At 64.0% G+C, this 26,076-nt stretch carries 29 protein-coding genes and 1 pseudogene; 20 read left to right on the top strand and 10 right to left on the bottom strand.

Annotated features, from left to right (window positions below):
- Nucleotides 1–15: 15 nt before the first annotated feature.
- From AC3EMP_RS01300 to AC3EMP_RS01320, 5 genes are all read right to left on the bottom strand, one after another.
- Entirely contained in the window at nucleotides 16–1,146 is a 1,131-nt protein-coding gene (locus tag AC3EMP_RS01300) for a sterol desaturase family protein (RefSeq protein WP_352712613.1), read from the bottom strand.
- 176 nt (nucleotides 1,147–1,322) lie between these two features.
- Nucleotides 1,323–1,874 (bottom strand): chloramphenicol phosphotransferase CPT family protein, encoded by a 552-nt coding sequence (locus AC3EMP_RS01305; protein ID WP_023690061.1) that lies wholly within the window; start codon nucleotides 1,872–1,874, stop codon nucleotides 1,323–1,325.
- Nucleotides 1,875–1,882: 8 nt separating this feature from the next.
- Nucleotides 1,883–2,740 (bottom strand): lytic transglycosylase domain-containing protein, encoded by an 858-nt coding sequence (locus AC3EMP_RS01310; RefSeq protein WP_023832024.1) that lies wholly within the window; start codon nucleotides 2,738–2,740, stop codon nucleotides 1,883–1,885.
- Nucleotides 2,741–2,743: 3 nt separating this feature from the next.
- Nucleotides 2,744–3,997 carry a flavodoxin-dependent (E)-4-hydroxy-3-methylbut-2-enyl-diphosphate synthase gene (ispG, locus tag AC3EMP_RS01315; RefSeq protein WP_023693643.1) on the bottom strand — a complete coding sequence of 418 codons (1,254 nt, stop codon included), beginning with the start codon at nucleotides 3,995–3,997 and terminating at the stop codon, nucleotides 2,744–2,746.
- A 287-nt stretch (nucleotides 3,998–4,284) separates the two neighbouring features.
- Nucleotides 4,285–4,464, bottom strand: a complete 180-nt coding sequence (locus AC3EMP_RS01320; protein WP_023684024.1) for a YdcH family protein — start codon at nucleotides 4,462–4,464, stop codon at nucleotides 4,285–4,287.
- Between the two features lie 239 nt (nucleotides 4,465–4,703).
- On the opposite strand from AC3EMP_RS01320, the gene AC3EMP_RS01325 reads away from it, so the two are divergent.
- Nucleotides 4,704–4,907, top strand: coding sequence for a YdcH family protein (locus AC3EMP_RS01325; RefSeq protein ID WP_023673103.1), 204 nt, complete (start codon nucleotides 4,704–4,706; stop codon nucleotides 4,905–4,907).
- A 24-nt stretch (nucleotides 4,908–4,931) separates the two neighbouring features.
- On the opposite strand, the gene AC3EMP_RS01330 is transcribed toward AC3EMP_RS01325, so the two are convergent.
- Complete coding sequence (locus AC3EMP_RS01330; RefSeq protein ID WP_023684025.1) at nucleotides 4,932–5,747, bottom strand: IclR family transcriptional regulator; 816 nt, start codon at nucleotides 5,745–5,747, stop codon at nucleotides 4,932–4,934.
- A gap of 156 nt (nucleotides 5,748–5,903) precedes the next feature.
- Here AC3EMP_RS01330 and AC3EMP_RS01335 point away from each other — a divergent pair, with 156 nt between their 5' ends.
- The 8 genes from AC3EMP_RS01335 to AC3EMP_RS01370 all read left to right on the top strand — a co-directional run bounded on the left by AC3EMP_RS01335 (nucleotide 5,904) and on the right by AC3EMP_RS01370 (nucleotide 12,370).
- A complete protein-coding gene (locus AC3EMP_RS01335) occupies nucleotides 5,904–6,734 on the top strand; it encodes a transporter substrate-binding protein (protein ID WP_023673105.1) in 831 nt (276 codons plus the stop codon).
- 69 nt (nucleotides 6,735–6,803) lie between these two features.
- Nucleotides 6,804–7,469, top strand: coding sequence for an amino acid ABC transporter permease (locus tag AC3EMP_RS01340; RefSeq protein ID WP_023693641.1), 666 nt, complete (start codon nucleotides 6,804–6,806; stop codon nucleotides 7,467–7,469).
- Nucleotide 7,470: 1 nt separating this feature from the next.
- A complete protein-coding gene (locus AC3EMP_RS01345; RefSeq protein WP_023684027.1) occupies nucleotides 7,471–8,121 on the top strand; it encodes an amino acid ABC transporter permease in 651 nt (216 codons plus the stop codon).
- Nucleotides 8,122–8,125: 4 nt separating this feature from the next.
- Complete coding sequence (locus AC3EMP_RS01350) at nucleotides 8,126–8,920, top strand: amino acid ABC transporter ATP-binding protein (RefSeq protein WP_023673108.1); 795 nt, start codon at nucleotides 8,126–8,128, stop codon at nucleotides 8,918–8,920.
- 117 nt (nucleotides 8,921–9,037) lie between these two features.
- Nucleotides 9,038–9,499, top strand: coding sequence for a RidA family protein (locus tag AC3EMP_RS01355; protein ID WP_023673109.1), 462 nt, complete (start codon nucleotides 9,038–9,040; stop codon nucleotides 9,497–9,499).
- 20 nt (nucleotides 9,500–9,519) lie between these two features.
- Nucleotides 9,520–10,725, top strand: coding sequence for an aminotransferase class V-fold PLP-dependent enzyme (locus AC3EMP_RS01360; RefSeq protein ID WP_031195646.1), 1,206 nt, complete (start codon nucleotides 9,520–9,522; stop codon nucleotides 10,723–10,725).
- Between the two features lie 74 nt (nucleotides 10,726–10,799).
- Nucleotides 10,800–11,297, top strand: coding sequence for a 5-(carboxyamino)imidazole ribonucleotide mutase (gene purE, locus AC3EMP_RS01365; RefSeq protein WP_023730826.1), 498 nt, complete (start codon nucleotides 10,800–10,802; stop codon nucleotides 11,295–11,297).
- Nucleotides 11,294–12,370, top strand: a complete 1,077-nt coding sequence (locus AC3EMP_RS01370) for a 5-(carboxyamino)imidazole ribonucleotide synthase (protein WP_023698471.1) — start codon at nucleotides 11,294–11,296, stop codon at nucleotides 12,368–12,370. The genes purE and AC3EMP_RS01370 overlap by 4 nt, the downstream gene beginning before the upstream one ends.
- A 38-nt stretch (nucleotides 12,371–12,408) precedes the next feature.
- Here the strand turns inward: AC3EMP_RS01370 and AC3EMP_RS01375 are convergent, their stop codons facing one another.
- Nucleotides 12,409–12,837, bottom strand: a complete 429-nt coding sequence (locus AC3EMP_RS01375) for a lysozyme inhibitor LprI family protein (protein ID WP_023702777.1) — start codon at nucleotides 12,835–12,837, stop codon at nucleotides 12,409–12,411.
- A 241-nt stretch (nucleotides 12,838–13,078) separates the two neighbouring features.
- On the opposite strand from AC3EMP_RS01375, the gene ykgO reads away from it, so the two are divergent.
- The 4 genes and pseudogenes from ykgO (at nucleotide 13,079) to AC3EMP_RS01395 (ending at nucleotide 15,612) form a co-directional block, all read left to right on the top strand.
- Complete coding sequence (ykgO, locus tag AC3EMP_RS01380) at nucleotides 13,079–13,204, top strand: type B 50S ribosomal protein L36 (RefSeq protein ID WP_006327841.1); 126 nt, start codon at nucleotides 13,079–13,081, stop codon at nucleotides 13,202–13,204.
- A 113-nt stretch (nucleotides 13,205–13,317) separates the two neighbouring features.
- Nucleotides 13,318–13,899: a tetratricopeptide repeat protein gene (locus AC3EMP_RS01385; RefSeq protein ID WP_023684032.1), complete on the top strand. Its 582-nt coding sequence runs from the start codon at nucleotides 13,318–13,320 to the stop codon at nucleotides 13,897–13,899.
- Nucleotides 13,900–14,036: 137 nt separating this feature from the next.
- Entirely contained in the window at nucleotides 14,037–15,101 is a 1,065-nt protein-coding gene (locus tag AC3EMP_RS01390; RefSeq protein ID WP_023673115.1) for an alpha/beta fold hydrolase, read from the top strand.
- 5 nt (nucleotides 15,102–15,106) lie between these two features.
- Nucleotides 15,107–15,612: pseudogene (locus AC3EMP_RS01395) on the top strand (hypothetical protein).
- Here AC3EMP_RS01395 and pyk read toward each other — a convergent pair.
- Together pyk and AC3EMP_RS01405 are read right to left on the bottom strand one after the other, a co-directional pair.
- The gene (pyk, locus tag AC3EMP_RS01400) at nucleotides 15,570–17,015 is read right to left on the bottom strand and encodes a pyruvate kinase (RefSeq protein ID WP_023690053.1); all 1,446 of its coding nucleotides are present in this window, start codon (nucleotides 17,013–17,015) and stop codon (nucleotides 15,570–15,572) included. The pseudogene AC3EMP_RS01395 and the gene pyk sit on opposite strands and share 43 nt — an antisense overlap.
- On the bottom strand, nucleotides 17,012–17,500 hold the full coding sequence (locus AC3EMP_RS01405) for a DUF1036 domain-containing protein (RefSeq protein WP_023673118.1): 489 nt from the start codon (nucleotides 17,498–17,500) through the stop codon (nucleotides 17,012–17,014). Before AC3EMP_RS01405 ends, pyk begins: the two co-directional genes overlap by 4 nt.
- Nucleotides 17,501–17,746: 246 nt before the next feature.
- Here AC3EMP_RS01405 and AC3EMP_RS01410 point away from each other — a divergent pair, with 246 nt between their 5' ends.
- From AC3EMP_RS01410 to AC3EMP_RS01420, 3 genes are all read left to right on the top strand, one after another.
- The gene (locus AC3EMP_RS01410) at nucleotides 17,747–18,544 is read left to right on the top strand and encodes an N-formylglutamate amidohydrolase (protein ID WP_023690052.1); all 798 of its coding nucleotides are present in this window, start codon (nucleotides 17,747–17,749) and stop codon (nucleotides 18,542–18,544) included.
- Between the two features lie 12 nt (nucleotides 18,545–18,556).
- Complete coding sequence (locus AC3EMP_RS01415) at nucleotides 18,557–18,865, top strand: DUF1244 domain-containing protein (RefSeq protein WP_023673120.1); 309 nt, start codon at nucleotides 18,557–18,559, stop codon at nucleotides 18,863–18,865.
- Between the two features lie 324 nt (nucleotides 18,866–19,189).
- Nucleotides 19,190–20,365 carry an MFS transporter gene (locus AC3EMP_RS01420; protein WP_352514802.1) on the top strand — a complete coding sequence of 392 codons (1,176 nt, stop codon included), beginning with the start codon at nucleotides 19,190–19,192 and terminating at the stop codon, nucleotides 20,363–20,365.
- Here the strand turns inward: AC3EMP_RS01420 and AC3EMP_RS01425 are convergent.
- Nucleotides 20,329–21,237 (bottom strand): LysR family transcriptional regulator, encoded by a 909-nt coding sequence (locus AC3EMP_RS01425; RefSeq protein ID WP_023724474.1) that lies wholly within the window; start codon nucleotides 21,235–21,237, stop codon nucleotides 20,329–20,331. The two genes, AC3EMP_RS01420 and AC3EMP_RS01425, sit on opposite strands and share 37 nt — an antisense overlap.
- A 95-nt stretch (nucleotides 21,238–21,332) precedes the next feature.
- On the opposite strand from AC3EMP_RS01425, the gene AC3EMP_RS01430 reads away from it, so the two are divergent.
- From AC3EMP_RS01430 to AC3EMP_RS01445, 4 genes are all read left to right on the top strand, one after another.
- Nucleotides 21,333–22,289: an SDR family oxidoreductase gene (locus tag AC3EMP_RS01430; protein ID WP_023834960.1), complete on the top strand. Its 957-nt coding sequence runs from the start codon at nucleotides 21,333–21,335 to the stop codon at nucleotides 22,287–22,289.
- Nucleotides 22,290–22,467: 178 nt separating this feature from the next.
- On the top strand, nucleotides 22,468–23,328 hold the full coding sequence (locus AC3EMP_RS01435) for an FAD binding domain-containing protein (protein WP_023816392.1): 861 nt from the start codon (nucleotides 22,468–22,470) through the stop codon (nucleotides 23,326–23,328).
- Nucleotides 23,328–23,810, top strand: coding sequence for a (2Fe-2S)-binding protein (locus AC3EMP_RS01440; RefSeq protein WP_023684040.1), 483 nt, complete (start codon nucleotides 23,328–23,330; stop codon nucleotides 23,808–23,810). The genes AC3EMP_RS01435 and AC3EMP_RS01440 overlap by 1 nt, the downstream gene beginning before the upstream one ends.
- On the top strand, nucleotides 23,807–26,071 hold the full coding sequence (locus tag AC3EMP_RS01445) for a xanthine dehydrogenase family protein molybdopterin-binding subunit (RefSeq protein WP_023690045.1): 2,265 nt from the start codon (nucleotides 23,807–23,809) through the stop codon (nucleotides 26,069–26,071). Before AC3EMP_RS01440 ends, AC3EMP_RS01445 begins: the two co-directional genes overlap by 4 nt.
- Nucleotides 26,072–26,076 lie beyond the last annotated feature (5 nt).

A 26,076-nucleotide genomic window follows, 5' to 3' on the forward strand; every position in this document is an offset into this window, starting at 1 on the left:
GCGAAAGGCTCCAGTCTAGCCGCGCCGGAAGGGATAGAGGAATTGCTGCCAGTATCCGTTCGGAACGGGATGTCCGTGAATGCCGTAGCCGTTCGGCCAGCGCCCTTCGGGCATATGATGGGTGCCGAACAGCCGGTCGAGCAGCGGGAAATGGATGGCGAAGTTTACGTCGATCGCTTCTTTTTCGAGGCCGTGATGCCAGTGGTGGTAACGCGGCGACACCAGCACCTTTTCGACTGGACCGAAACTGGTTCCGATGTTGGAATGGATGAACGACGAATAGACGTAGACGATCAATATATACGTCTGGATAGCCGATTCATCGAACCCCAGCACGAACATCGGGGTGGCCGTCAGGCTGCGCAGCACGATGATTTCCAGGAAATGCATGCGCGCACCGGCAATCCAGTCCATCGACTTGGCGGAATGGTGCACGGCATGGAACTTCCACAGCCAGGGAATGCGATGAAAGGCCCGATGCACCCAATACTGGGCAAGGTCGGTCAGGAACATCACCGCCAGCAGTTGCACCAGCCACGGCAAGCCGTGGACCCAGGCGCGCACCGAACCAAGGGCGCCCTGTGAATTGACGAAGTTGGACGGCGCCAAGGTCAGGTAGGTCAAAATCTGCACCAGCAGCGACGAGACCAGATAGTAGAACAGGTCCTCGCGCCATTCGTCGCGGAACACGGTCTGATCCTTGTTGCGCGCGAAAAGACGTTCGAGCGGGACGAACAGCACACCCATGAACAAGGCGTTCAGGATGAAGAAATCGAGCCCGAAGAACACCCCTTCGATGTGCAGTTGATGGCGCACCGGAAGCATGCCGACCAGCGACGCCAGCAGCACAGTGAACATCGCTGCCGCGCCGAGCGTCTTTTGCCTGCGCAGCGTCATGCTGAGGATCGCCAGGATATAGCCGGAGATGAGGACGAAATAGAGCACCGGCTTGAAGAACAGCATCTGGTGGATGGGGGCCAGATCCGGCATCGATGTAAGCGACGGGTAGCGCAGCACGATGACCATCAGCAGGGCGGTGACCCCGGCAAGCAAGCCAATCGAGCCGGACAGCCAGCCAGAACCGAACGGCCGTTTGGCGCGCGGCGTTTCAAGTTCACTTACAACGCGTCTAAGGAAATTTGCCACCGCCCCCTATGCCCCGCCTTTTTGACGATCGCAAAAAAGCTCTCGTCGGAGATATCGACCTCTTTTGCTACAGCAGGGCTCATTAATATTTAATCGCCACGACCCTGCACATGACGGGTGACTATCGCTTTTGGGCGATTGGAAGAGCCATGATTGCAACAAAAGAACACCGGCCACTATAGTCGGAATCTTTCCTGGATGCGACGGGCGCATTCAAGCGGCGTCAGCCGGCTGGTGTCGACTTCGAGGTCGTAGTCCATGCCCTTGTGGACGCGTCCATATTGCCAGCGCGCCAGGCCAGGCAGCCTGTCGGCGCGCGCGGCCTCGCGCGCTTCCAGCACCTCCAGCGGCGCCATGACGCCGACCAGATGCAGGTCAAAGCTCGACAGCAACTTGCGGTGCTCCGCTATCTCGTCATTGAAGATCACGTCGTCGACAATGAGATTGTTGCCTTGCCCGGCCATGGCGGCGATGGCATGGCGCATGCCGCGCATGGCTCGCGCGCCGACCGGCCCGCTCCTGATCACCACCGACGGCTTGCCGTCTTCCAGCACGGTCTCAAAGGAAAACCCGTCGGCATGATCCTGCAGCGCCGGCGGCAGCATGTCGATGAAAGCATCCATCTGGACATGCAGGAAGGGCTCGGTGGCGATTGTTTGCAGCGCCCTGGCGATCGAGCTTTTGCCGGCGCTGCCGACGCCATTAAGCAGGACGATTTTGGCCGTCATGTCGCCCCCTATCGGTTGCGCACGACGATACAGGCGCCGCCGACGCTTTGCAGTTTCTGGCAGATGACGTTGGCGGCGGCACGGTCGTCGACGCCGATCCTGACGGCGTAGATGCCGCGTCGGCCGATCGGCGTGCGCACCCGGCTGACCACCGGGTCACGACCGGAAAGCAGCGCCGGAAACCGGCTCCTGACCCTCAGCCACTGATTGATCGCAGCTCCCCTGCGGAAATTGCCGGCCACCTGGACGCCCCATGGCTTCACATTGATCGAGGCCATCGCCACGGTTCTGGACATGATCACCGGCAGCTTGCGGCAGGCGACGGGAAAGCTGGTTTTCGCGTCGAGCGGCTCGATCGTTCCGGCGTAGGCGCTGTCGGAGAACTTGTCGGCCGGTTCGCCCATGATGTCGAAGACGTAGCTCTCGGTCTCCATGGGCAAGAAGCCGCCCGAACCCAGCCAGCGCGAAACGCGGCTCTCGCCGGCATTGTAGGCAGCCGCCGCCAGGCCGAGATTGCCGAAGCCGGTCTTCATTTCGGCGAGATATTTCGCCGAAGCCGGGATCGCCTGGTCGATGTCGAAAGGATCGGCCAGCCCGCGCATCTTGGCGGTGCTCGGCATGAACTGGGCGATCCCTTCGGCACCGACCGGGCTAACCGCATTGGGATCGAAGCGGCTTTCTTTCCAGATCAGCCGGGCGAAGTAATCCTTCGGCAGGCCGTTCCGCTCGGCATGCGTCTCGATCAGGTCACAGACATGGCCGATCAATCGTTTCGCCGCCGAGCGCGATTGCGGTGGATCGGCAAGCGCCTGTCCGGCACTCAGCCCGCAGAACAGGATCACACCGGCTTTGAGCAGCCCCCGCATGGCTCATTCGGCCGCGGCTTTGCCGTGCTGTCCAAACCGCTGCTCGATATAGTCGGCAACCATTTTTTCGAAATCGGCGGCGATCGACGGACCGCGCAGCGTCGCCGACTTCTTGCCGTCGACGAAGACGGGTGCGGTCGGCATCTCGCCGGTGCCGGGCAGCGATATGCCGATATCGGCGTGCTTGGATTCGCCGGGGCCGTTGACGATGCAGCCCATCACCGCGACCTTGAGGTTCTCGACGCCGGGATATTTCTCCCGCCAGACCGGCATGTTCTTGCGCAAATCGGCCTGGATGTTCTGGGCGAGCTCCTGGAACACGGTGGAGGTCGTGCGACCGCAGCCGGGGCAAGCGGCGACGATCGGCACGAACTGACGGAAGCCCATGGTCTGCAGCAGTTCCTGCGAGACCTGCACCTCGCGCGTGCGGTCGCCATTCGGCTCCGGCGTCAGCGAGATGCGGATGGTGTCGCCAATGCCTTGCTGCAAGAGGATGCCCATGGCAGCCGACGAGGCGACGATGCCCTTGGATCCCATGCCGGCTTCGGTGAGGCCAAGATGCAGCGCATGGTTGGAGCGCGTGGCAAGCTCGGCATAGACGGCGATCAAATCCTGCACGCCGCTGACCTTGGCCGACAGGATGATCTTTTCGCGGGCGAGGCCTATCTCTTCGGCCATTTCGGCCGACAGGATGGCCGACTGCACGATCGCTTCGCGGGTTACTTCCTGCGCCGTCAGCGGAAAGCCTTGGCGCTGGTTTTCGTCCATCAGCCGGGTGAGCAGCTCCTGATCGAGCGACCCCCAATTGACGCCGATGCGCACCGGCTTGTCATGCCTGATCGCCATTTCGACGATCGCGGCGAACTGGCGGTCCTTCTTGTCCTTGAAGCCGACATTGCCAGGATTGATGCGGTATTTGGCCAGCGCCTCGGCACAGGCCGGATGATCGGCCAGCAGTTTGTGGCCGATATAGTGGAAGTCGCCGACCAGCGGCACATTGATGCCGAGCCGCTCGAGCCGTTCGCGGATGCGCGGCACGGCGGCGGCGCTCTCGTCACGATCGACGGTGATGCGCACGATCTCGGAGCCAGCGCGATGCAAAGCCGCAACCTGCGCGACGGTCTGGTCGATATCGGCCGTGTCGGTGTTGGTCATCGACTGCACGACGACCGGCGCGCCGCCGCCGACGACCACGCCGCCGACATCGACGCCGACCGATGTCCGGCGCGCAAAGGGGGAGGAAAAATACCCGGTCATGCCGGCAGCCTCTTGATCACCCGAGCGACATACGTCCACGTCGACGCACGCTCAATCAGCTATCAGCGCATAGCGCTGAGGTTCGGGCATGAGGTGGAGGAGCAAAGATGGCTTGTCAATGGCGACAGACAAGCAGAGCCGCCAAATCGCAGCAGCGCGGTGACCCCACAGACGGGTTTCGCCAGCCAACAGTATCGGAATCAGTAGCAAAAACAGGCCTCCGGCGGCATGTCGCCACCGGAGCGATAGTCACGCGCCAAGGCGGCGCGTCTAATCCTGGAAGGGCGTCAGTGTCTCGTCGGTTTCGCCTTCAGTTTTTCAATCTCGTCCTTGAGTGCCAGCTTGCGTCGCTTCAGATTCACGATTTCGAGGTCGTCGACCGATGGATGGTTCATCGCATCGTCGATCTCGCGTTCGATATCACCGTGTTTCCGCTGCAACTCATCAAGATGGGATGCAAGAGACATGATTGGTTCTCCCTTTCATGGTTTCCTCGATTGCAGCCGTCAAAGGCACGTCCACCGCAGGTCGCATCTGTGACGGCACCATGACAGTCTGCCACCATCCGGCTGCGATGTCGAATGCTGCGTGGTAGCATTCCACGACAATGTGATATGTGATATTGGCTGCGCGCCGGCGGCAATTGATGCCGCCCCCGCCCAATCATGCCCATTGCCGGGCGCCGCAGACATGCAGACGGTAGAGAATGTCCGACCAGGAAAAGGCCGATGTCCGCCTCGAATTTTCCCGCCTGAAGCAGGAGCATGCCGATTTCGACGCGGCCATCAATGCGATGATCGCCATGGGCTGCGACCCCTTGCAGATCCAGCGCATGAAGAAGAAGAAGCTTTTCCTCAAGGACCGGCTGATGGCGCTGGAAGACAAGATCATTCCGGACATCATCGCTTAGCCGACGGCCTCGGGGCCTAACTGCTCACCCCGCTATCGACAGCCGCGCCGCGCGATGGCGCAGCAACGTCAGCAATTCGTCGGTCTTCTCCGCTGAAGTGTCGATCGGCACCACCAGGCACATCGTCGCCTCGACCTTGCCGGCGGCCGCGAAGACAGGGGCGGCCAGGCATTTGGTGTAGGCGTCGACCAGCCCCGAAGTGATGCAATAGCCGGTCGTTCTGGCCGTCGCGATATCGGCAATGAAGTCGTCGAACTGCAGCCTGCGGCCGTCGGGCAGCAAAAGGTCGTCTTCCGAGACCATGTCCTGGATGGCGGCCCTTTCCAATCCGGCCAGAAGCAGCCGCCCCGATGCCGTCCATGGCAGCGGGATCTGCAGGCCGGTGGCCGAGCTGATGCGGAACGGCCTAGTGCCGGGGCTGGAATGGACGATGGTATAGCGGCCGCTTTGCAGCATGCACAATTCGGAGGTCTCGCCGGTCTCGCGCGACAGATTGTCGACCTCCTGCCGGCCTCTCCTAAGCAGGTCGTTGCCCCTGACGTAGTCCATTCCATAGAGGTAGAGCTTCTTGCCGAAATAGACCCGGTTGCCGTCGCCCTCCATCTCCAGGAGACCCGCATCGACTAGCGAACGCACCAGCGTATAGGTGGTGGAGCGAGGCGCATTCACCCCCTTGGCGAGATCGCCAATGCCGATGGCGCGCTGCGTAACATGCAGGAAGTCCAGGATCTCCAGCACCCGGTTGAGGCCCTTCTCGCGCGAGCCGGAGGTCTTGTCGGGCGTCGGGCTCTCGGCTGGACCAAGCTCCGCCCGATCCGTGAGTCCATTGCTGTCTTGCATAACTGATTCCTGATGTTAGTATCTGTCTTGTACAGGATACATGTGTCTATTGTAAGAGACAATTCAGGTCGGCGACACGTGTGTCTGTAAGGGGAATTCAAACAACAGGAGGTCGCAGTGAACGACGCATCCAAGCGAGATTTTCTGAAACTGGGCATGGCCGGGCTTGCAACGGCGGGCGTGATGACCGCTGTCAGCGCCGAAAAGGCGGCGGCACAAGCCGCATCCGACAGCGTTCTGCGCACCGCGCTTGACCGCGGCAAGCTGATCGTCGGCACCGGCAGCACCAACGCGCCATGGCATTTCGAAAACGATGCCGGCGAGCTGGTCGGCATGGACATCACCATGGGCCGCATCCTGGCCAAGGGTCTGTTCGACGATCCGAGCAAGGTCGAGTTCGTCATGCAGGATCCGGCGCAGCGCATCCCCAATGTCACCACCAACAAGGTCGACATTACCATCCAGTTCATGACCATGACCGCGCAGCGCTCGCAGCTGATCCACTTCTCCAGGCCATACTATGTCGAGGGCGTCGCCCTGCTGACGCTGCCGACGGCGGAAAACAAGACCTTCGACAAGCTGCTCGCCGGCGGTTCGGCGACGCGCATCTCGATCCTGCAGAATGTCGATGCCGAAAGCTCGGTCCATTACGCCCTGCCGGAGGCGCAGGTGCTGCAGATCGACACCCAGGCCAATGTGCTGCAGGCACTGGAATCGAAACGCGCCGATGCCGCCGCTGTCGATCTTTCAACCGTGCGCTGGCTGGCCTCGCGCAACCCCGACAAATATTTCGATGCCGGCAAGAGCTGGTACTCGATGCTCTACGGCGCGGCGGTCAGGCAGGGCGACCTGGACTGGCTGACCTTCGTCAACCAGACCTTCACCATCGCCATGTTCGGCCATGAGACCGCACTCTACGACGCCGCCTTCAAGGACTATTTCGGCCAAGAGCCGCCGGCCCGCCATCCCGGTTTCCCGGTTGTCTGACAAGTGCTGGCGGAAGGGTTAGCCCTTCCGCCTTCTAGTTCGCATCCCCTTGGTTATTGCGGGAGACGCATGGGCTATACGCTCAACTTCAACCTGATCTGGCGCCATTTCGACAAGCTGTGGGGCGGCCTTCTGCTCAGCCTCGAGCTTGCCGTGATTTCGATTGCCATCGGCGTCGTCATCGGCCTGGTGCTGGCGGTCTGGTATGTCTCGGCCGGACGCGTGGTGCGCGCCATCATTGCGGCTTACGTCGAATTCATCCGCAACGTGCCGCTGATCCTGCTCGTCTATCTTGTCTTCTACGGCCTGCCGACGGTGATCGACGTCGCCTACGACGCGCCGACCTCGTTCGTGCTGACGCTGTCGGTCTATAGCGGCGCCTATCTGGTCGAGGTGTTCCGCTCCGGCCTGGAAGCCGTGCCGCGCGGCCAGCTCGATGCCGGCAAAGCCATCGGCCTGACGCCCTGGCAGCGGCTGGTTCATGTGCGCCTGCCGACCATGCTGCGCATCACGCTGCCGGCGCTGTCCAACACCTTCATCTCGCTGTTCAAGGACACGTCCATCGCATCGGTCATCTCGGTGCCCGAGCTCACCTTCGGCGCCCAGTGGATCAACTTCAACACCTTCCGCATTGTCGAGGTCTATCTGGTGACGACGGCGATGTACCTGGTGACCGGTTACACCCTGCTCTTCGGGCTGCGGCTGGTCGAACGCCGGTTCAGGGCTGCGCGCTGACATGCTGAGCCAGATCCTCTACGCCGTACCGTTCCTCGCCCAGGGCTTCGCCATCACTTTGTGGGTGTCGCTGCTGGTCGTGGTGCTGTCGCTGATTGCCGGCGTCGCGCTCGGCGTCGGCCTGGTCTACGGCCCGGCGCCGCTGCGCTGGGCCGTGCGCATCTTCTCCGACACCATCCGCGGCATCCCGATCCTGGTGCTGATGTTCTTCGTCTATTACGGCCTGCCGGCCATCGGCCTGCATCTGCAATCCTTCTCGGCGGCGGTGCTGGCGCTGACCTTGTTCAAGACGGCGCAGGTCATTGAGTATCTCCGGGGCGCCGTCGGCTCTATTCCCAAGGGCCAGTCAGAAGCGGCGATGGCCATTGGGCTGACTTTTCGCCAGCGGCTCACCTACGTCATCTTTCCGCAGGCCTTCCGGCGCTTCCTGCCGCCCTGGATCAACGGCGTCACCGATGCGGTCAAGGGCAGCGCCCTGGTCTCGCTGCTCGGCATCACCGACCTGATGCAGGCGATCAACCAGGTCATCGGCCGCACCTATGAGGCGATGCCGCTCTACATCCTCGGCGCCTTGATCTATTTCGCCGTCAACTATGCGCTTTCCTACGCCAGCCGGCGGCTGGAACGGCGCTTTGCCTTCATCCGGGACTAGCACGATGGCCACAAGCTCGAACGACAATGCTGCCCTTCTCGACATTGCCGGGGTCTCGAAAGCCTTTGGTTCGGTCGAGGTGCTTCGCTCGGTCAGCCTCAAGGTGGACAGGGGCGAGGTGGTCACCGTCATCGGCCCTTCCGGCAGCGGCAAAACCACCCTGCTGCGCTGCGTCAACTTTCTCGAAAGCTACGACTCAGGTTCGATCCGCATCGACGGCAAGGAGGTCGGTTTTCGTGAGGCCGGCGCGCGCCAGCGGCGCAGCGAGCGCGACCTTGCCAATATGCGCGCCGAAACCGGCATGGTGTTCCAGAGCTTCAACCTGTTTCCGCACCTCACCGCCGCCGGCAACATCATGCTCGGCCTCACCAAGGTGCGCGGCAAGAGCAAGGCCGAGGCGCGCCAGATCGCCGAGCATTGGCTGAGCCGCGTCGGCCTCGCCCACAAGGCCGACAGCCTGCCGGCGGAACTCTCCGGGGGCCAGCAGCAGCGCGTCGGCATAGCGCGGGCAGTCGCCATGGAGCCAAAGATCCTGCTGCTCGACGAGATCACCTCCGCGCTCGATCCCGAATTGGTCGGCGAGGTGCTGGCCGTTGTGCGCAGCCTGGCCGAAGACGGCATGACAATGGTGATGGTCACGCACGAGATGGCCTTTGCCCGCGACGCTTCGAGCCGCATTGTCTTCATGGCCGATGGCGGTGTCAGCGCTGTTGGCCCGCCGAAGGAGATCCTTGCCGAAGAGACCACCAATGAGCGCCTGCGCTCTTTCCTGGCGCGGTTCCGCGCCTCGCATTTCTGACATGGGCGGCCCGAAGCAATTCCAGGAAAAGTGTAAGCGGTTTTCCCGGGAAAAGCGCGAAGCGCTTTCCCTTGGGAATTGCGTAAAACAACAGGCCGGCCCAAGGAGAATTCTTCCATGACGCCTTACATCCGGCTCGCCGAGCTCGGCCTGACGCTGCCCGAGCCGCCGACGCCGATCGCCAATTTCGTCACCCATGCGGAAAGCGGCCGGCTGATCTTTCTTTCGGGTCAAGGGCCGCTGCGCGCCGACGGCACGCTGTGCACCGGCAAGGTCGGCGAGGACGTCACCGTCGAGCAGGCCTATGAGCATGCCCGCCTCACCGGCCTCAACCTGCTCGCCGTCATGCACGCCGCCGCCGGCGATCTCGGCCGCATCGTGCGCGTCGTCAAATTGCTCGGCTTCGTCAATGCGACGCCGACCTTCAGCGACCACCCGAAAGTGGTCAATGGCTGCTCGGACCTGTTCGCCAGCGTCTTCGACAAGATCGGCGGCCATGCACGCTCGGCGATCGGGGTCGGCTCGCTGCCTGGAAACATCACCGTCGAAATCGAAGCGGTCGTCGAGATCGCCGCCTGACCGTCAAGGGATTGCTGAACATGAAAACCTATTCCGACACCGGCTCCAACACCACGATCCGTGAACGGCTGGGACTGAGGCCGATCATCAACGTCTCCGGCACGATGACGACCCTCGGCGCCTCGATCATCGTTCCCGAGGCGATCAGCGCCATGGCCGAGATCGCCTCGCAATGGGTGGAGATGGACGATCTGCAGCGCGCCGCAAGCGTGATCACCGCCCGCCTCACCGGCGGCGAGGCCGGCTTCATCACCGCCTGCTGCGCCTCAGGCATCACAATGGCGATCGCCGGGGCGATGACCGGCACCAATTTGCTGGCGATCGAACGGCTGCCCGACGACACCGAAGGCCTGAAGTCCGAAGTCGTCATCCAGCTTGGCCATATCGTCAATTACGGCGCGCCGATCGACCAGTCGATCCGCGTCGCCGGCGCCAAGGTCATTCCAGCCGGTACCGTCAGCGTCACCCAGGACTATCACCTGCGCGAAGCGATCAATGAGCGCACGGCGGCAGCACTCTATGTCGTCGCGCACCACACCGTGCAGTACGGCATGCTTTCCCTCGAGGAATTCTGCGAAATCTGCCACGCCAGGGGCGTGCCGGTGATCGTCGACGCGGCTTCCGAATATGACCTGCGCAGCTTCCTGGCGCGCGGCGCCGACATCGTCGTCTACAGCGGCCACAAATTCCTTTCGGGGCCAACCAGCGGCATCGTTACGGGACGCAAGGATCTTGTCCGCGCCGCCTATCTGCAGAACCGCGGCGTCGCCCGCGCCATGAAGGTCGGCAAGGAAAGCATCGCCGGCACCATGGCTGCGCTCGAAGCCTGGGAAAAGCGCGACCATGCCGGCATCCGCCGGCGCGAGGAAGCGGCGCTCAATCTGTGGAGGGATTCGCTACAGGGAATACCCGGCATCGTCGCAAACATCATTCCCGACCCGACCGCCAATCCGCTCGACCGGCTGCAAATCTTTGTCTTGCCCAAAAGCCGCTTCACCGCCGCCGGCCTCGCCTCGGCATTGGCGGCCGGATCGCCGCCCATCATCGTGCGCAACCACGAGGCCGAGCGCGGCCATTTCTTCCTCGACCCGTGCAATCTGCACCCCGGCGAGGCCGAGATCGTCGCCGAGCAGCTGCGCGCCGTGCTCACCGCGGCCGACAGGCCGACGGATGCGATGAGACAGCCGCGAAAGGATTCATCCGGCGCCCTGCGCTGGCCGGACTAGGCTGCGGCGGCCGCCATCCTTGCGGGCCAGCCCGAATTCCGCTAAGGCGCGCCTTTACCGCCGGGAGCATGCGCTTGACCGACCACCGCGCCGACGTCGCCATCATCATGGGCAGCCAGTCCGACTGGGCGACGATGCGCCACGCCGCCGAAACGCTGGAGGCGCTGAGCATTCCGCACAAGCGGCTGATCGTCTCCGCCCACCGCACCCCGGACCGCCTCTATGATTTCGCCAAAGGCGCCAAGGCGGCCGGCTACAAGGTGATCATCGCCGGGGCCGGCGGCGCCGCCCACCTGCCCGGCATGACGGCGGCTCTGACGCCGCTGCCGGTGTTCGGCGTGCCGGTCGAATCGAAGGCGCTGTCAGGCCAGGATTCGCTGCTCTCCATCGTCCAGATGCCGGCCGGCATTCCGGTCGGCACGCTTGCCATCGGCAAGGCGGGTGCGGCCAACGCCGCCCTTCTGGCGGCCGCCGTGCTGGCGCTGAACGACGAAGAACTTGCCGCCCGCCTGGATGCCTGGCGCACCGCCCAAACCGCCAGGGTCGCCACCGAACCGACGGACGCGCCGTGAGCCTGCCCGCGGGATCGAGCATCGGCATCATCGGCGGCGGCCAGCTCGGCCGCATGCTGGCTGTTGCCGCAGCGCGCCTCGGCTACCGCACAATTATCCTCGAACCGCAGGCCGATTGCCCGGCGGCTCAGGTCGCCAACCGCCAGATCACCGCCGCCTATGACGATGCGGACGCCCTTGCCGAACTGGCGGCAGTCAGCGCCGTCGTCACCTACGAATTCGAGAATGTGCCGGTAGCGGCTGCCGGCGCGCTCGCCGCCAAGGTCCCGGTCTATCCGCCACCCAGGGCGCTGGAAGTCGCCCAGGACCGGGTGGCGGAGAAGCTATTCCTGAACGGCATCGGCATCAGGACAGCGGATTTCCGCTCCGTCGACAATGACGACGAGCTGACGGCGGCGCTGAGAGAGTTCGGTGGCAGCGGCATCTTGAAAACCCGCCGCATGGGCTATGACGGCAAGGGCCAGCGCGTCTTCCGCAACATGGAGACGGGCGGCTTTGCCGGCACATGCGAGACCATGGGCAATGTGCCGCTGATCCTCGAATCCTTCGTCGCTTTCGAGCGCGAAATCTCGGTCATCGCCGCGCGCGGGTTGGACGGCGCGGTCGCCGCCTACGATCCGGCTGAGAACGTCCACCGCGACGGCATCCTGCATACCTCGACCCTGCCGGCCCAGATCAGGCTGGAGACGGCGGCGACGGCACAGGGGTCGGCAGCGAAAATCCTGTCGGCCCTCGACTATGTCGGCGTCATCGGCGTCGAGTTCTTCGTTCTTGCCGATGGCACGCTGCTGGCCAACGAAATGGCGCCGCGCGTGCACAATTCCGGCCACTGGACGGAAGCCGCCTGCATCGTTTCGCAATTCGAGCAGCATATCCGCGCCATTGCCGGCCTGCCGCTGGGCAACCCTGGCCGGCATTCAAACTGCGTCATGGAAAACCTGATCGGCGACGATGTGCTGCGCGTACCCGCTTTGCTCGCCGAGCCCGATCTGATGCTGCATCTCTACGGCAAGGCGGAAGCGCGCCCAGGCCGCAAGATGGGCCATTTCACGCGCATCAGCCGCCGTAGCTAAGCCATTCCGGCACTTTGCGCGAGGGCGTGGCTCGAGCCCTATTGCAGCTCGTCGTTCAGATCTCCGTCCTCGTCGGGGCTGGCGCAACTCGCATCGCCTTCCCTACAATTGGCGCCCGCGGTGAGCTGTTTGATGCGCTGGTCCGTCAGTTCGGTCAGGCATTGTGAAACCTCCATCGGATGGATGGAGCCGCCCTCGCTGTCTGTCGTCGTATAGGCGCATTCGGCGTCGCGGAAGGCGATCCAGGCGCGTTGCGCGACCTGCAGCAGCTTCCTGCCCTTGTCGTCGTTGCGACCGACGAGATCCTTGTAGGCCTGGTTGAGCTTGGCATCGGCCGCCCGATAGTCCTCGCCGGCGCAGATGTTCATCATCTGCTGGCTGTCGTCGTTGCGGTCGCATTCCTGCGCCTGCGCGATGGAGGCGGCTGCCAGAACGGCAAGGCTCGCGGACACAAACAACAGGCGCATGGAGGTCTCCAAATCGGCTTGCGGGTGCCGCACCATTCCAGCCCGTCTTCGGCTGCGCAATGGCGTGGAGCCGAGATGGCGGATATTTGATGGCCAAAGCCATTCTCGGCCTCTATCCAGCACGCTTGCGGTTGACACGGGCAAGGCTCCTCGTTTATGAGCCACCGCAAGTTCAAGGCGCGCTTTTCAGGCGCGCCTTAATAATTCGGCCCGGATAGGGCCCAGACCGACGGGCAAGACCATGAAGATCAAGAATTCGCTCAAGGCGCTGAAGGCGCGTCACCGCGACAACCAGCTGGTTCGCCGCAAGGGCCGCGTCTACATCATCAACAAGACCGCTCCACGCTACAAGGCGCGCCAGGGCTGAGTGTTCGGCCGGAGGCTCGTTGTCTCCGTCCATACGATGGTAATTGCCTGGTTCCAGGCACTTTCACGCTAATTTCAGTTTGACGATCCGCCGTCCGGGGTTAGATTCCGGTGATGCGGATTCTTTTTGCATTTTTGGCGACCCTGTTTCTTTTCGGCGTCGCTCCGGCGTCGGCGGACGATCCGCCGGCAAAGCCGCCGGTTGCCCTGACCAGGGAAGCCAGGCTCGACCAACTGTTTGCCGAGCTGAAGCGCGAGCGCAACGAAAAGGCGGCCGAGCGCATCGCCGGGCGCATCTGGGGCGAATGGTTCCAGTCCGGCAGCGCCTCGATCGACCTGATGATGCAATGGTCGCAAAAGGCGATGGACGACCAGAAGTTCGACGTCGCCCTCGACTTCCTCGACCAGGTCGTCATCCTGCAGCCAAAATATGCCGAAGGCTGGAACCGGCGCGCCACCGTGCACTACATGATGAAGAATTTCGGGAAATCGATGTCCGACATCGACCAGACGCTGCAGCTGGAACCGCGCCATTTCGGCGCGCTTTCCGGCCTGGCCCAGATCATGGCCGCCACCGGCCACAAGCAATCGGCGCTCGAAGCCTGGCAGAAGGTGCTTACCATCTATCCGATGATGCGCAGCGCCCAGGACCAGGTCGCGGCAATTTCGGAAGAGCTTGCCGGCGAAGGAATTTGATTAGGCAGTAGGAATTAGGGATTAGCGAGTAGTCAGTAGAGAAGATTGGTCGAGACGCCACCTCCCTACTCCCTACTCCCTACTCCCTACTCCCTACTCCCTAGAACTTATCCCCCTCCACCCCCGTATCTCCGCGCATGAACCTCATCTACGCCGCCTGTGCCTTCCTCCTCGCGCTCGTCTTTGCCCTGGCCGGTGTCACCCGCGCCGGCGCGTGGCTGATCGAGTGGCGCAACCCGCCGGCCGGCGAATTTGCCGACATCGACGGCACCCGCATCCACTATGTCCACGTGCCGGCTCCGCAAAATGCAGAGCTGCCGGCCATCGTCTTCATCCACGGCGCCAGCGCCAACCTCAGGGATCAGATGCTGCCGATCAGGCCTTTGCTCGAAGGCCGCGCGGAGATGGTCTTCCTCGACCGGCCGGGCTTTGGCTGGTCGGCACGCGGCCCCGGCAATGAGAGCCCGTCGGCGCAGGCCGACACCATCGCCAGGCTGATGGACCGTCTCGGCATCCACAATGCGATCATGGTCGGCCATTCCTTTGGCGGCGTGATCACCGCCGCCTTTGGCCGCGAACACCCGGAGAAGACGCTCGGGCTGGTCTTTCTGTCGCCGGTCAGCCACCCCTGGCCGGGCGGCGCGACCGCCTGGTACTACAAGCTGACCGCCACCCCCATCATCGGCTGGCTGTTCTCGGAGACATTGACCTATCCGGCAGGCACGCTGCAGATGGACAGCGCCACGGCCTGCGTGTTTTCTCCCAACAAGGTGCCGGAAGGCTATGTCGGCAATGCCTCGATTCCGCTGGTGCTGCGTCCCGGCGCTTTCCGCGCCAACGCCATCGATGTCGCCGGCCTCTACGACTATACGCTGAAGGCCGCGCCGCATTACCGCGACATCACAGCGCCGACGATCGTCATCTCGGGCGACCGCGACAAGGTGGTCTATGCCTCGATCCATTCGGTCGGCCTGGTCAGGGACATCCCCGGCGCCGAACTGATCTGGGTCCACAATCTCGGCCACAAGCCGGATTGGATCGCCTCCGACCTCGTCGTCGGCGCGATCAAGAAAGTCGCCGGCAAGGTCGTCGACCTGCAGGCAATGGCAAAAACCGTGGAAGCACGCATCGCCGGCGACGCCTACAATGAGGGGCGATGCCCCGACATCACCGTGCCCGACGCGGAACTGGCCCCGACCTGATCGCAATGTATGTCCTGAAACACGGCATCAAAGAAACCCGGAGAAGCGATGGGCGTTGCCGGACCGCATCTTCTTCGGCTATGGCGCGTGCGCCATTCTTGCTGGCGCCTTTCTCGAGCATGCTCCTCTGGAAGGATTTTACGGCGAACGGATCATTCCCGGCGAGGGCTTTTCCGGGAACCATATTTACGCGACCAACGGCGTGATCGCGTTCGACTATCACGGCTATTCCGCCCGCGAGCAGCTTTTGGAACACCACGAGAGGGGCTGGGCGTCGCGCAATCCCGGGTGGCACTGCACGATCGCCACGGTCGATTTCGATCTGCTCGACACAGTCGAACTCAACCGGCGAAAGATGCTGGGTCCGGACCAGTACCTGCACGACCCCGTTCCACGGGCACGCCGCTTCCTTCAGCGTATCGATCACGCCGAAGGTGCGGCAAGAGCGCTGCGGACTGTGACGAGGTCTCAGCCTATGTTGCGGGTGGCCTGCACGTCCGATCCGACATAGGCGATGCGCAGCATGTTGGTCGAACCCGGCGTCCTCAGCGGCACGCCCGCCGTGATGATGACGCGGTCGCCCGGCTGGCCGAACCCCTCTTCGAAAGCGATGCGGCAGGCGCGATCGACCATGTCGTCGAGGTCGCTGGCGTCGGGCGAGACGACGCAATGCGTGCCCCACAAAAGCGACAGCCGCCGCGCCGTGTTGAGGATCGGCGACAGCGCGATGATCGGCACTTGCGGCCGCTCGCGCGCGGCGCGCAGGCCGGTGGTGCCCGACGCCGTATAGGTGATGATCGCCGACAGTTTCAGCGTCTCGGCAATCTCGCGGGCGGCGAGCGAAATGGCGTCGGCGCCGGTTGCTTCCGGTTCCGAGCGCTGCGCGTTGATGATGCCGGCATAGGTCGGGTCGGTTTCGACCTTGGTGGCGATGCGGTTCATCATCGCCACCGCCTCGACCGGATAGGCGCCGGCAGCGGATTCGGCTGAAAGCATGATGGCGTCGGCGCCCTCGAACACGGCGATCGACACGTCGGAGACCTCGGCGCGGGTCGGCACCGGCGCGGTGATCATCGATTCCAGCATTTGCGTGGCGACCACCACCGGCTTGCCGGCGCGGCGCGCGGCGCGCGTGATCTGCTTCTGGATGCCGGGCACCGCTTCCAGCGGCATTTCCACACCGAGATCGCCGCGGGCGACCATCAGCGCGTCGGAGAGTTCGATGATTTCGGCCAGCCGGGCTACCGCCTGCGGCTTTTCGATCTTGGCCATGATAAGCGCCCGGCCGCGCGCGATCTTGCGGGCTTCCGCCAAATCCTCCGGCCGCTGCACGAACGACAGCGCCACCCAGTCGACGCTTTCCGCCAGCACCGCATCGAGGTCCTTGCGGTCCTTTTCGGTCAGCGCACCGACCGGCAGGTCGGTGTCGGGCAGGCTGACGCCCTTCTTGTCGGAAATGGTGGTGCCGGCGACGACCGCGCAGGTGATCGACTTGCCGTCGCTCTTCACCGCCCTGAGCTCCAGCTTGCCATCGTCGATCAACAGACGGTGGCCGGCCTCGACCGAACTCAGGATTTCGGGATGCGGCAGGTAGACGCGGGTCGACGTGCCGGGCTCGGGATTGTTGTCGAGGGTGAAGGTCTGGCCCGGGGTCAGCACCTCCTTGCCGTTGGCGAACTTGCCGACGCGCAGCTTCGGTCCCTGCAAATCGGCCAGGATGCCGATCGGACGGCCGACCTTTTCCTCGACCGCGCGGATGCGGCCGACCAGCGTGCGCATCAGCTCGTGATCGGTGTGGCTCATATTGATGCGGAAGACATCGGCGCCGGCTTCGAACAGCTTCTGCAGCATCTCCTCGGACGAGGAGGCAGGACCGATGGTGGCGAGGATCTTGACCTTGCGGCTACGTCTCATTGACTGTTTGTTCCCGGGGCGGCTGGAGCGCCTCCCGTTGTGGACTCATCGGTCAGCTGGACCATCCAGCTTGCCTGCTCGCCCGTGTCATATTCCTGGAATCCGGCGCGCTGGAAGCCCCGGGCGACGCAATCGGTAACGCCGGCAATCTTGAATTCTTTTTCGGCCACGCACATGTTGATCGGGCCATCCCAGCGCCCGCCGCGCTCGGCGTCTTCTGCATAAAGATAGTAAAACCTCGATGACAGCGGACCTTCGATCAGCGTCTTGCAGCTCGATCCTTCGATGTGCCACCACCCCTCGGTGATCCAGCCTGCCTTGGCGCGGTAGCCGATGCCGACGCCGACCAGGTTCTGCGTGGCGTTGCAGACGCGGAAATCGGCGCGGGCAGGCGAAGCCGCGACCAGCGCGGTGAGCCCTAGCGTCAGGGTCAGGAGCGGCACGGCAAAGGCGGTGCGCGCACGCGGCCTGCCGGCGGAACCCATCCCGAAACCCCTCAATAACGTCATCTGCATCTCTCAGCGCCCCTTTTCGGAAAAGTCCGGGCGCATGTCAACGCGCCGTTCTGTCCAATTCCAATCGATTTAGAAAGGCCCCCGACACGCGATCTGCCGCGCGTCACAGGATTTTCGCAGAAACCGTGGCCAAACAACGGCATTGCGCAACAGTCCTCTTCGTGGGAATGACGATACCACCCTCCCCGGAAGCCAGCGAACAGACCTTTCCAGCCAATGACCCGATCCACAGTTTTCGCGCCTTTCGATATCGTCGAAGGCGACCGCAAGCGAGGCATCGTGCTTGTCGCCGACCATGCCCGCCGCGACCTGCCGGAGGAGTATGGCAGTCTCGGCTTGCCGGCGGCGGAACTCGATCGCCATATCGCCTACGACATCGGTGTCGAGACGGTGACGCGCGAACTGGCCGCAGCGCTCGACGTGCCGGCGGTGATCGCCAATTTTTCGCGGCTGCTGATCGATCCCAATCGCGGCGAGGACGACCCGACGCTGATCCGCCAGCTCTATGACGGCACTGTCGTGCCGGGAAACTACCCTATGGCACCGGCCGAACGCGAAAGGCGGCTCGACGGCTTCTACCGGCCTTATCAGGACGCGGTCGGCGCCATGATCGCGTCGGTGGCGCACGCCTCAGGCAAAGCGCCGCTCATCTTCTCCGTACACTCCTTCACCCCTGTCATGCAGGGCTTCATCCGCCCTTGGCATGTCGGCATATTGTGGGACCTCGACGACCGCGTGGCGCGGCCGCTGATCGACATGCTGGCGCAGGATAAAAACCTCGTCGTTGGCGACAATGAACCCTATGACGGCGCGTTGCGCGGCGACACCATGTTCAAGCACGCCATCGTCAACGGCTTTGCCCATGCGCTGATCGAGATCCGCCAGGACCTGATATCAGACCGCAAGGGGGCGCTGGCCTGGGCGGAACGGCTGGCGCCGATCGTTGACGCCATCGACCGCCGTCCCGATATACATCAGGTGAAGATGTTCGGCTCGCGCACCGGGCCGCTGTGAGGACCCAAGGCAATGACCGAACTCAGCGATGACCAGAAACGCGATTTCGAGGCCGCGGCCTTCCGCCGGCTGGTCGATCATCTGCGCGAGCGCAGCGATGTGCAAAACATCGACCTGATGAACCTCGCCGGCTTCTGCCGCAACTGCCTGTCGAACTGGTATCGCGAAGCGGCCGAGGCTGAGGGCGTCGATCTCGGCAAGGACCAGTCGCGCGAAATCGTCTACGGCATGCCCTATGCGCAATGGCAGGCGCTGAACCAGACCGAGGCTTCGGACGCCAAGAAGGCGGAATTCGAGGCGAGGCGGCCGAGGGATCATTGAAGTAGCGCGCGGTTCACAGGATTGACGTCGGCGGGACAGCGCCCCCCTCTGTCCTGCCGGACATCTCCCCCACTTGGGGGGAGATTGGCCGTCACGCAGGCTCTAGCCAATCGCCAGCGGTGCAAGAATAAGCGAGGCGCCGAAGCCGCCAATCTCCCCACTTGTGGGGGAGATGTCCGGCAGGACAGAGGGGGGCGCGAAGGAACGCTGCCCAATGGTTTCCCCTTAGATGTGGCCCACAAGCTTTTCGCAGCCAAGCGCTTGACGAGAAATTGAATCGATCTAATTTGCCGCGCAAAGCCATTCTTTGACCGGATTCGGGCCATGAACGCGCAAAACACCATGCAGAGCGCCATTCGCGGGCGATGGGCTGTAGCAAGCATCTTCCTCGGCAACGGCTTCCTGACCGGCAGCTGGGCGCCGCAGATTCCGGTGTTCCTGACCCGGCTCGACATCTCGAAATTCACCCTCGGTCTGCTGATCCTTCTGTTCGGCGTCGGCGCGGTCGCGGCCATGAGCTGGTGCGGCCATCTGATCTCCAGGCATGGCTCGCGCACCGTGTTGCGCTGGTTTGGCCTGTGCGGCAGCCTCGGCCTGCTGGTCGTGGCGCTGGCGCCCAACGTGCCGCTGGCGTCGATCGCCATGATCATCTTCGGCGGCTCGATCGGCGGCATGGATGTCGCCATGAACGCCAATGCCGTGGTGGTCGAGCGCAGGCTGTCCCGCGCCATCATGTCGTCCTCGCACGGCTTCTGGAGCCTCGGCGGTTTCGCCGGTGGCGGTCTGGGCGGTTACGCCATCCAGACTTACGGCCACCTCGCCCATGCGGCTGTAGTCACGATCATCGCTTTTGCCGTCATTGCCGTGGCGGTCGGCTACCTCATCGCCGAAGACAAGCCGCAGGCGGCCGAACATCACAAATTTACGCTGCCGGCCAACCCGCTGGTCTACCTGGTCGGGCTGATGGCGCTGCTGACGATGATTTCCGAGGGCGCCGTGCTCGACTGGGCAGCGCTTTATCTCAGGCAGGAGCTCGGCGCCGACCTCGCCATCGCCGGCCTTGCCTACGCCGCCTTCTCCGGCGTCATGGCGGTCATGCGCTTCTTCGGCGACGGCGTGCGCAACCGCTTCGGCGCGGTGGCGACGCTGCGCGGCTCGGCGGTGGTCGCCGCCGCCGGCATGCTGGTCGCCGGCCTGTCGCCTTCGCCCTGGATCGCCATCGCGGCTTTTGCTCTCTGCGGCTTCGGCATCGCCAATATGGTGCCGATCATCTTCTCGGCCGGCGGCAACCAGGAAGGCATGTCGTCGGGCACCGGCATGAGCGTCGTCACCACCATGGGCTATTCCGGCATATTGGTGGCGCCGTCGGCGATCGGCTTCGTCGCCGAGCATTCCAGCTTCGGGCCGATCTTCGTCGCCATGTCGGGGCTGTTGATCGTCGTGCTTTTGATGGCCGGGCTCGCTCACCGCGCCGAATTCGCGGCCGCCCCCGCCGAATAGCGCTTCAGCTCCTCGTAGAGGAAATCCGCTACGCGGCGGATGCGCACGCTGGTGCGCACGTCGCGATGCATGGCCAGCCACACCGGCAGGCTGGGCAGTGGCAGGCCGGGCAGCAGTTTCTCCAGCGACGGGTCGCTGTCGGCCAGCGGCTCCTGGCCAAGACCGACGCCGTTTCCCGCCCGCAGCGCTTCCCACAGAACGATCTGGTTGTCGGCCCTGAAGCGGAAGCTGCTTCGGGTGACGGGGATGCCGGCTTGGGTAAAGCCCCGGATCATCTCGTCGCTGCGGTCGAAGCCGATCAGCGGGTGGTCGAGAAGATCGGCGGGCTTGAGCGGGCGGCCGTGCTGGTCGAGATAGGATTTCGCCGCGCAGCAGCAGAGCTTGATATCGCAGACCTTGCGCGCCGTCAGCTCGTTCTGCGCCGGCTTGACCATGCGGATGGCGATGTCGGCATCCCTTCGCAGCAGGTTCTCGACCTGGTTCGAGGCGACGATCTCGACCTCGATGCCGGGCTCCTCGATGCCGAGCCGCGCCGTCATCTTCGGCAGCACATAGGCCGCCACCACCTCGCTGGCGGCAATGCGCACCGTGCCTTCGATCGCCTCGACCGAGCCCAATGCCAATAGTGCGAACGCGCTCGCCTGCTCGCTCACCGCTCTGCCGCGTTCGAACAGCGTGGCGCCTGCTTCCGTCAGCGCATAGCCGCGCCGCCCGCGCCGGAACAAGGTGACGCCCAACGCCTGTTCGAGCTCACCGATGTGACGCCCGAGCGTCGGTTGGCTGGCCGACAGTTTGCGCGCCGCGGCCGACAGGCTGCCGGTCTCCGCCACGGTGACGAAACTCTTGATCAGGTTCCAGTCGATGTCTTCCATTCATTTATGAATAACAAAGCTGCATTGATAGTCAATTTTCATTCGCATATGGAGGCATCATATTCGCCGTGCAAACACCAACACGGAGAAGAAAAATGACCAAGATCGCAATTCTGGGGGCCAATGGCCGGCTCGGCCGCGTGGTTGGCAAAGCCTTCATCGACGCCGGTTTCGACGTCCGCGCCGTCACCCGCAGCGGCAAGGTCCCAGCCGAACTCAAGGGCGCCACCGCCGTCGCCGGCGATGCGCTCGACCGCGAGGCGCTGATCCGCGCCACGCAAGGCGTCGACATCATCTTCAACGGCCTCAACCCGATCTACACCGACTGGGGCAAGTGTCTGCCAATGGCGGAGAACGTCATGGCCGCCTGCCATGCCAATGGCGCGCTGCATCTTTTCCCCGGCACTGTCTACAATTACGGCTCGCCGATGCCTGAGGTGGTCACCGAAGACACGCCATTCCGTCCGACCACCGAGAAGGGCCGCATCCGCTGCGCCATGGAAGCGCTGTTTCGCCGCGAGGCCGATGCCGGCCGCGTCCGCACCATCATCCTGCGCGCCGGCGATTTCTTCGGCGGCACCGGCAGCGGATCATGGTTCGACCTCGTCGTCGCCGCCAAGATGAGCAAGGGCGTCTACACCGCGCCTGGCCCTGCCAACCTCGTGCACGAATGGGCCTATTTGCCGGACTTCGCCATCGGCTTCGTCGGCCTGGCGCGCAATCAGGGCAAGCTCGGCTTCTTTGAGGCGCTCAACTTCCCCGGCCACGCCGTCACCGACATGGACATCAAGGCCGCGGCCGAGAAGGCGCTTGGCCGGCCGCTGAAACTGACCTTCATGCCGTGGTGGGTGCTGCGCGCCGGCAGCCCGTTCGTGGCGATGTGGCGCGAGATCGTCTCGATGTCCTATCTGCGCTTCGAACCGCACCGGCTCGTGTCCGACCGGCTGGCAAGCATCATCGGCGAAGTCCCGCACACGCCGCTGGACGAGGCCGTGGCCGAGGCATTGAAGGACATCGGCATCAGCCTCGACAATGCAAAAGACGCCGCTTAAATGCATGTCGCCCAGAAGTGTGCGCGGTTCTGGGACAACGACATGCATCAAAACAAAGACTTTAGACAAAAATCTCTCTCGCGGTGCTGGCCCAATCGCTGGAAATCAGCAACCGGATGGTCATTATGAGGAGACTGTTTATAACGGTCGGCGAGATCACCATCACCAAGGGGAGACGATGCGTTACATACGTCCGCTTTCAATCGAAGACGCCGTTGGCCTGCTGGCCGACGCTTCCGGCACATCAGCCATTCTCGCTGGAGGCAGTGACCTCCTCGTTCGGATGAAGGGCGGGTTTGTCGATCCCGACCTGATCGTCGACATCAAGGCGATCGAGGGCTTGAGCGAGATCAGGGAGACGGCCGACGGCTTCAGCATCGGCGCCACCGTCCCCTGCGCCGTCCTGGGCGAGAGCTCGGTTCTGAAGAAGGCCTGGCCCGGTGTCGTCGAAGCGTCGAAGCTGATCGGCTCGAAACAGGTCCAGGGCCGCTGCACCATCGTTGGCAATCTGTGCAACGCATCGCCGGCCGCCGACAGCGTCCCGGCCTTGGTGGCCGCCGCCGCCAAGGCCGTGGTTGCCGGCCCCTCGGGCAAGCGCACCATTCCTGTCGAGGCCGTGCCGATCGGGCCCGGCAAGACCTCGCTCACCAAGGGTGAGATCGTCGAGGCGATCCTGCTCGGCAAGCGGGAGCCGCGTTCGGGCGACGCCTATCTCAGGTTCATTCCGCGCACCGAGATGGACATCGCCGTGGTCAGCGCCGGCGTGAAGCTGTCGCTCGACGAGCATGGCGTCATCACGGCCGCGCGCGTCGCGCTGGGCGCCGCGGCCCCGACCGTGCTTCTGGTGGAAGAAGCAGCCGAGGCTCTCATCGGCAGGAAGCTGGACGAGGCGGCACTTGAGCGGCTCGCCAAGATCTGCGCTGGGGCCTGCCGCCCCATCGACGACAAGCGCGGCACCATCGAGTTCAGACGAAAAGTTGCGGGCGTGCTGGCCGGACGGGCCGCGACGACCGCCTACGCACGCGCAGGAGGCAAATGATGGCCGGTGTAGCAGTTTCAACGACAATCAACGGCGATCACGTCGAATACCTTTGCCAGCCCGACGAGACGTTGCTCGACGTCCTGCGCGATCGGCTCGGGCTGACCGGCGCCAAGGAAGGCTGCGGCACCGGCGACTGCGGCGCCTGCTCGATCATTCTCGACAATCGGCTGGTCTGCTCCTGCCTTGTGCTTGGCGCTGAAGCCGAAGGCCGGCATATCGAAACCGTCGAGGGCATGGCGCATGGCGATCAGTTGCATCCGCTGCAGCAGAAATTCCTCGAGCATGCAGCCTTGCAATGCGGCATCTGCACGCCGGGCTTCCTGATCGCGGCGAAGGACCTTTTGGCCAAGAACCCCGATCCGACCGAGGAAGAAATCCGCTTCGGCCTCGCCGGAAACCTCTGCCGCTGCACCGGCTACGACAAGATCGTGCGCGCGGTCCAGGATGCGGCCAATGTGATGAAGGGAGCGCACGCATGAACTTCGATCCACGCTTTTCGGGCCGCAAATTCTCCTCCGTCGGCACGCGGCCTATCCGTCCCGACGGCGTCGACAAGGTGACGGGACGCGCCCGTTACGGCGCCGACTTCAACATGGCGGGACAGCTGGTCGGGCGTGTCCTGCGCAGCCCGCATGCGCATGCCAGGATCCTCAAGATCGACACTTCGAAAGCGGAAAAGCTGGCCGGCGTGAAAGCGGTGATCACCGCCGCCGACCTGCCCGACCTCACCGATGGCGACGCCGCCATGTATGACGTCCTCGACAATTGCATGGCGCGCGGCAAGGCGCTCTATGACGGCCACGCCGTGGCCGCGGTCGCCGCCGTCGATGCCCGCACGGCCAGGCAGGCGCTGAAGCTCATCGAGGTCGAATACGAGCTGTTGCCGCATGTGACCGATGTCGACGAGGCGATGAAGCACACCGCCCCCTTGATCAACGACACGATCTTCACCGAGGGTCTCGAGGAAAAGCCGGCAAAGCCGTCCAACGTCACCAAGCGCAGCCAGTTTGGCCATGGCGATGTCCATCAGGGCTTTGGCCACGCCGATGTCATTGTCGAGCGCTCCTTCAAGACCGAGCAGACGCATCAGGGCTATATCGAGCCGCATGCCTGCGTGGCGAGCGTCTCGTCGGACGGCACCGCCGACCTCTGGGTCTGCACGCAGGGCCATTTCGTCTACCGCCAGCATTGTGCGCAACTGCTCGGGCTGGAAGCCTCGAAGCTGCGCGTCACCTCCTCGGAGATCGGCGGCGGCTTCGGCGGCAAGACCCATGTCTGGGCCGAGCCGGTGGCGCTGGCGCTGTCGCGCAAGGCCGGTCGGCCGGTCAAGCTCGTCATGACCCGCGACGAGGTGTTCCGCGCCTCGGGTCCGACCAGCGCCACCTCGATCGACGTGAAGATCGGCGCCCGCAAGGACGGCACCATCACTGCCGCCGAAGCGACGCTGCGCTACACCAGCGGTCCCTATGCCGGCACCTGGGCCGAGATCGGCGCCATGACGGCCTTCGCCTGCTACAAGCTCGATAACGTCCAGACCGTCGGCTTCGAAGTGCTGGTCAACCGGCCGAAGACCGCGGCCTATCGCGCGCCCTCCGCGCCGATGGCGGCGTTCGCGGTGGAAAGTGCAGTCGACGAGCTGGCCAAGGAACTCGGCATGGACCCGGTCGAGTTCCGCATCAAGAACGCCGCGCAGGAAGGCACCCGCTCCTCCTACGGTCCGGTCTACGGCCCGATCGGCATCGGCCCGACGCTGGAGGCGGCCAAGCACCATCCGCACATGAAGGCGCCGCTGAGCAAGAACCAGGGCCGCGGCATGGCCTGCGGCTTCTGGTTCAATTTCGGCGGCCAGACCTGCGTGGACCTGAACATCGGCATGGACGGCTCGGTGTCGCTGGCCGTCGGCACGGTGGACGTCGGCGGTTCGCGCGCGTCGCTGTCGCTGGTGGCGGCGGAGGAGCTCGGCATCGACTATGCCCAGCTCAAGGCGGTGGTCGCCGACACCTCCTCGCTCGGCTACAACGACATGACCGACGGCAGCCGCGGCACCTTCTCGTCCTCGATGGCGACCATCTCGGCCGCCCGCAACGCCATCAAGATCCTGCGTGAGCGCGCCGCCCAGACGTGGGACATCCCCGTCGACGACGTGGTCTGGGAAAACGGCCACGCCATCGCCAAGGGCGAGAAGTACGGCAATCTTGCAGCCCTCTCGCTGAAGGAGATCGCCGCCGCGTCCGGCAAGACCGGCGGGCCGATCGCCGGCCACAGCGAGCTCGTCGCCGACGGCGCCGGCGTCTCCTTCGCCACCCATATATGCGACATCGAGGTCGACCCCGATACCGGCTCGACCAGGGTGATCCGCTACACGGTGATCCAGGATGCCGGCAAGGCGGTGCACCCCACCTATGTCGAGGGCCAGTACCAGGGCGGCGCCGCGCAAGGCATCGGCTGGGCGCTCAACGAGGAGTACATCTACGGAAAGGACGGGCGTCTCCAGAACGCCGGCTTCCTCGACTACCGCATCCCGGTCTGCTCGGACCTGCCGATGATCGACACGCAGATCCTCGAGATACCCAATCCCAACCACCCCTATGGCGTGCGCGGCGTCGGCGAAACCTCGATCGTGCCGCCGCTGGCGGCGATCGCCAACGCGGTCTCCAACGCCGCCGGCGTGCGCATGACCCACATCCCGATGTCGCCGCCACGGGTTCTCGCCGCGATCGAGGCGGAACGGGGAGGCTAGGGCAA

This window comes from Mesorhizobium sp. P160219 (genome assembly GCF_057786095.1).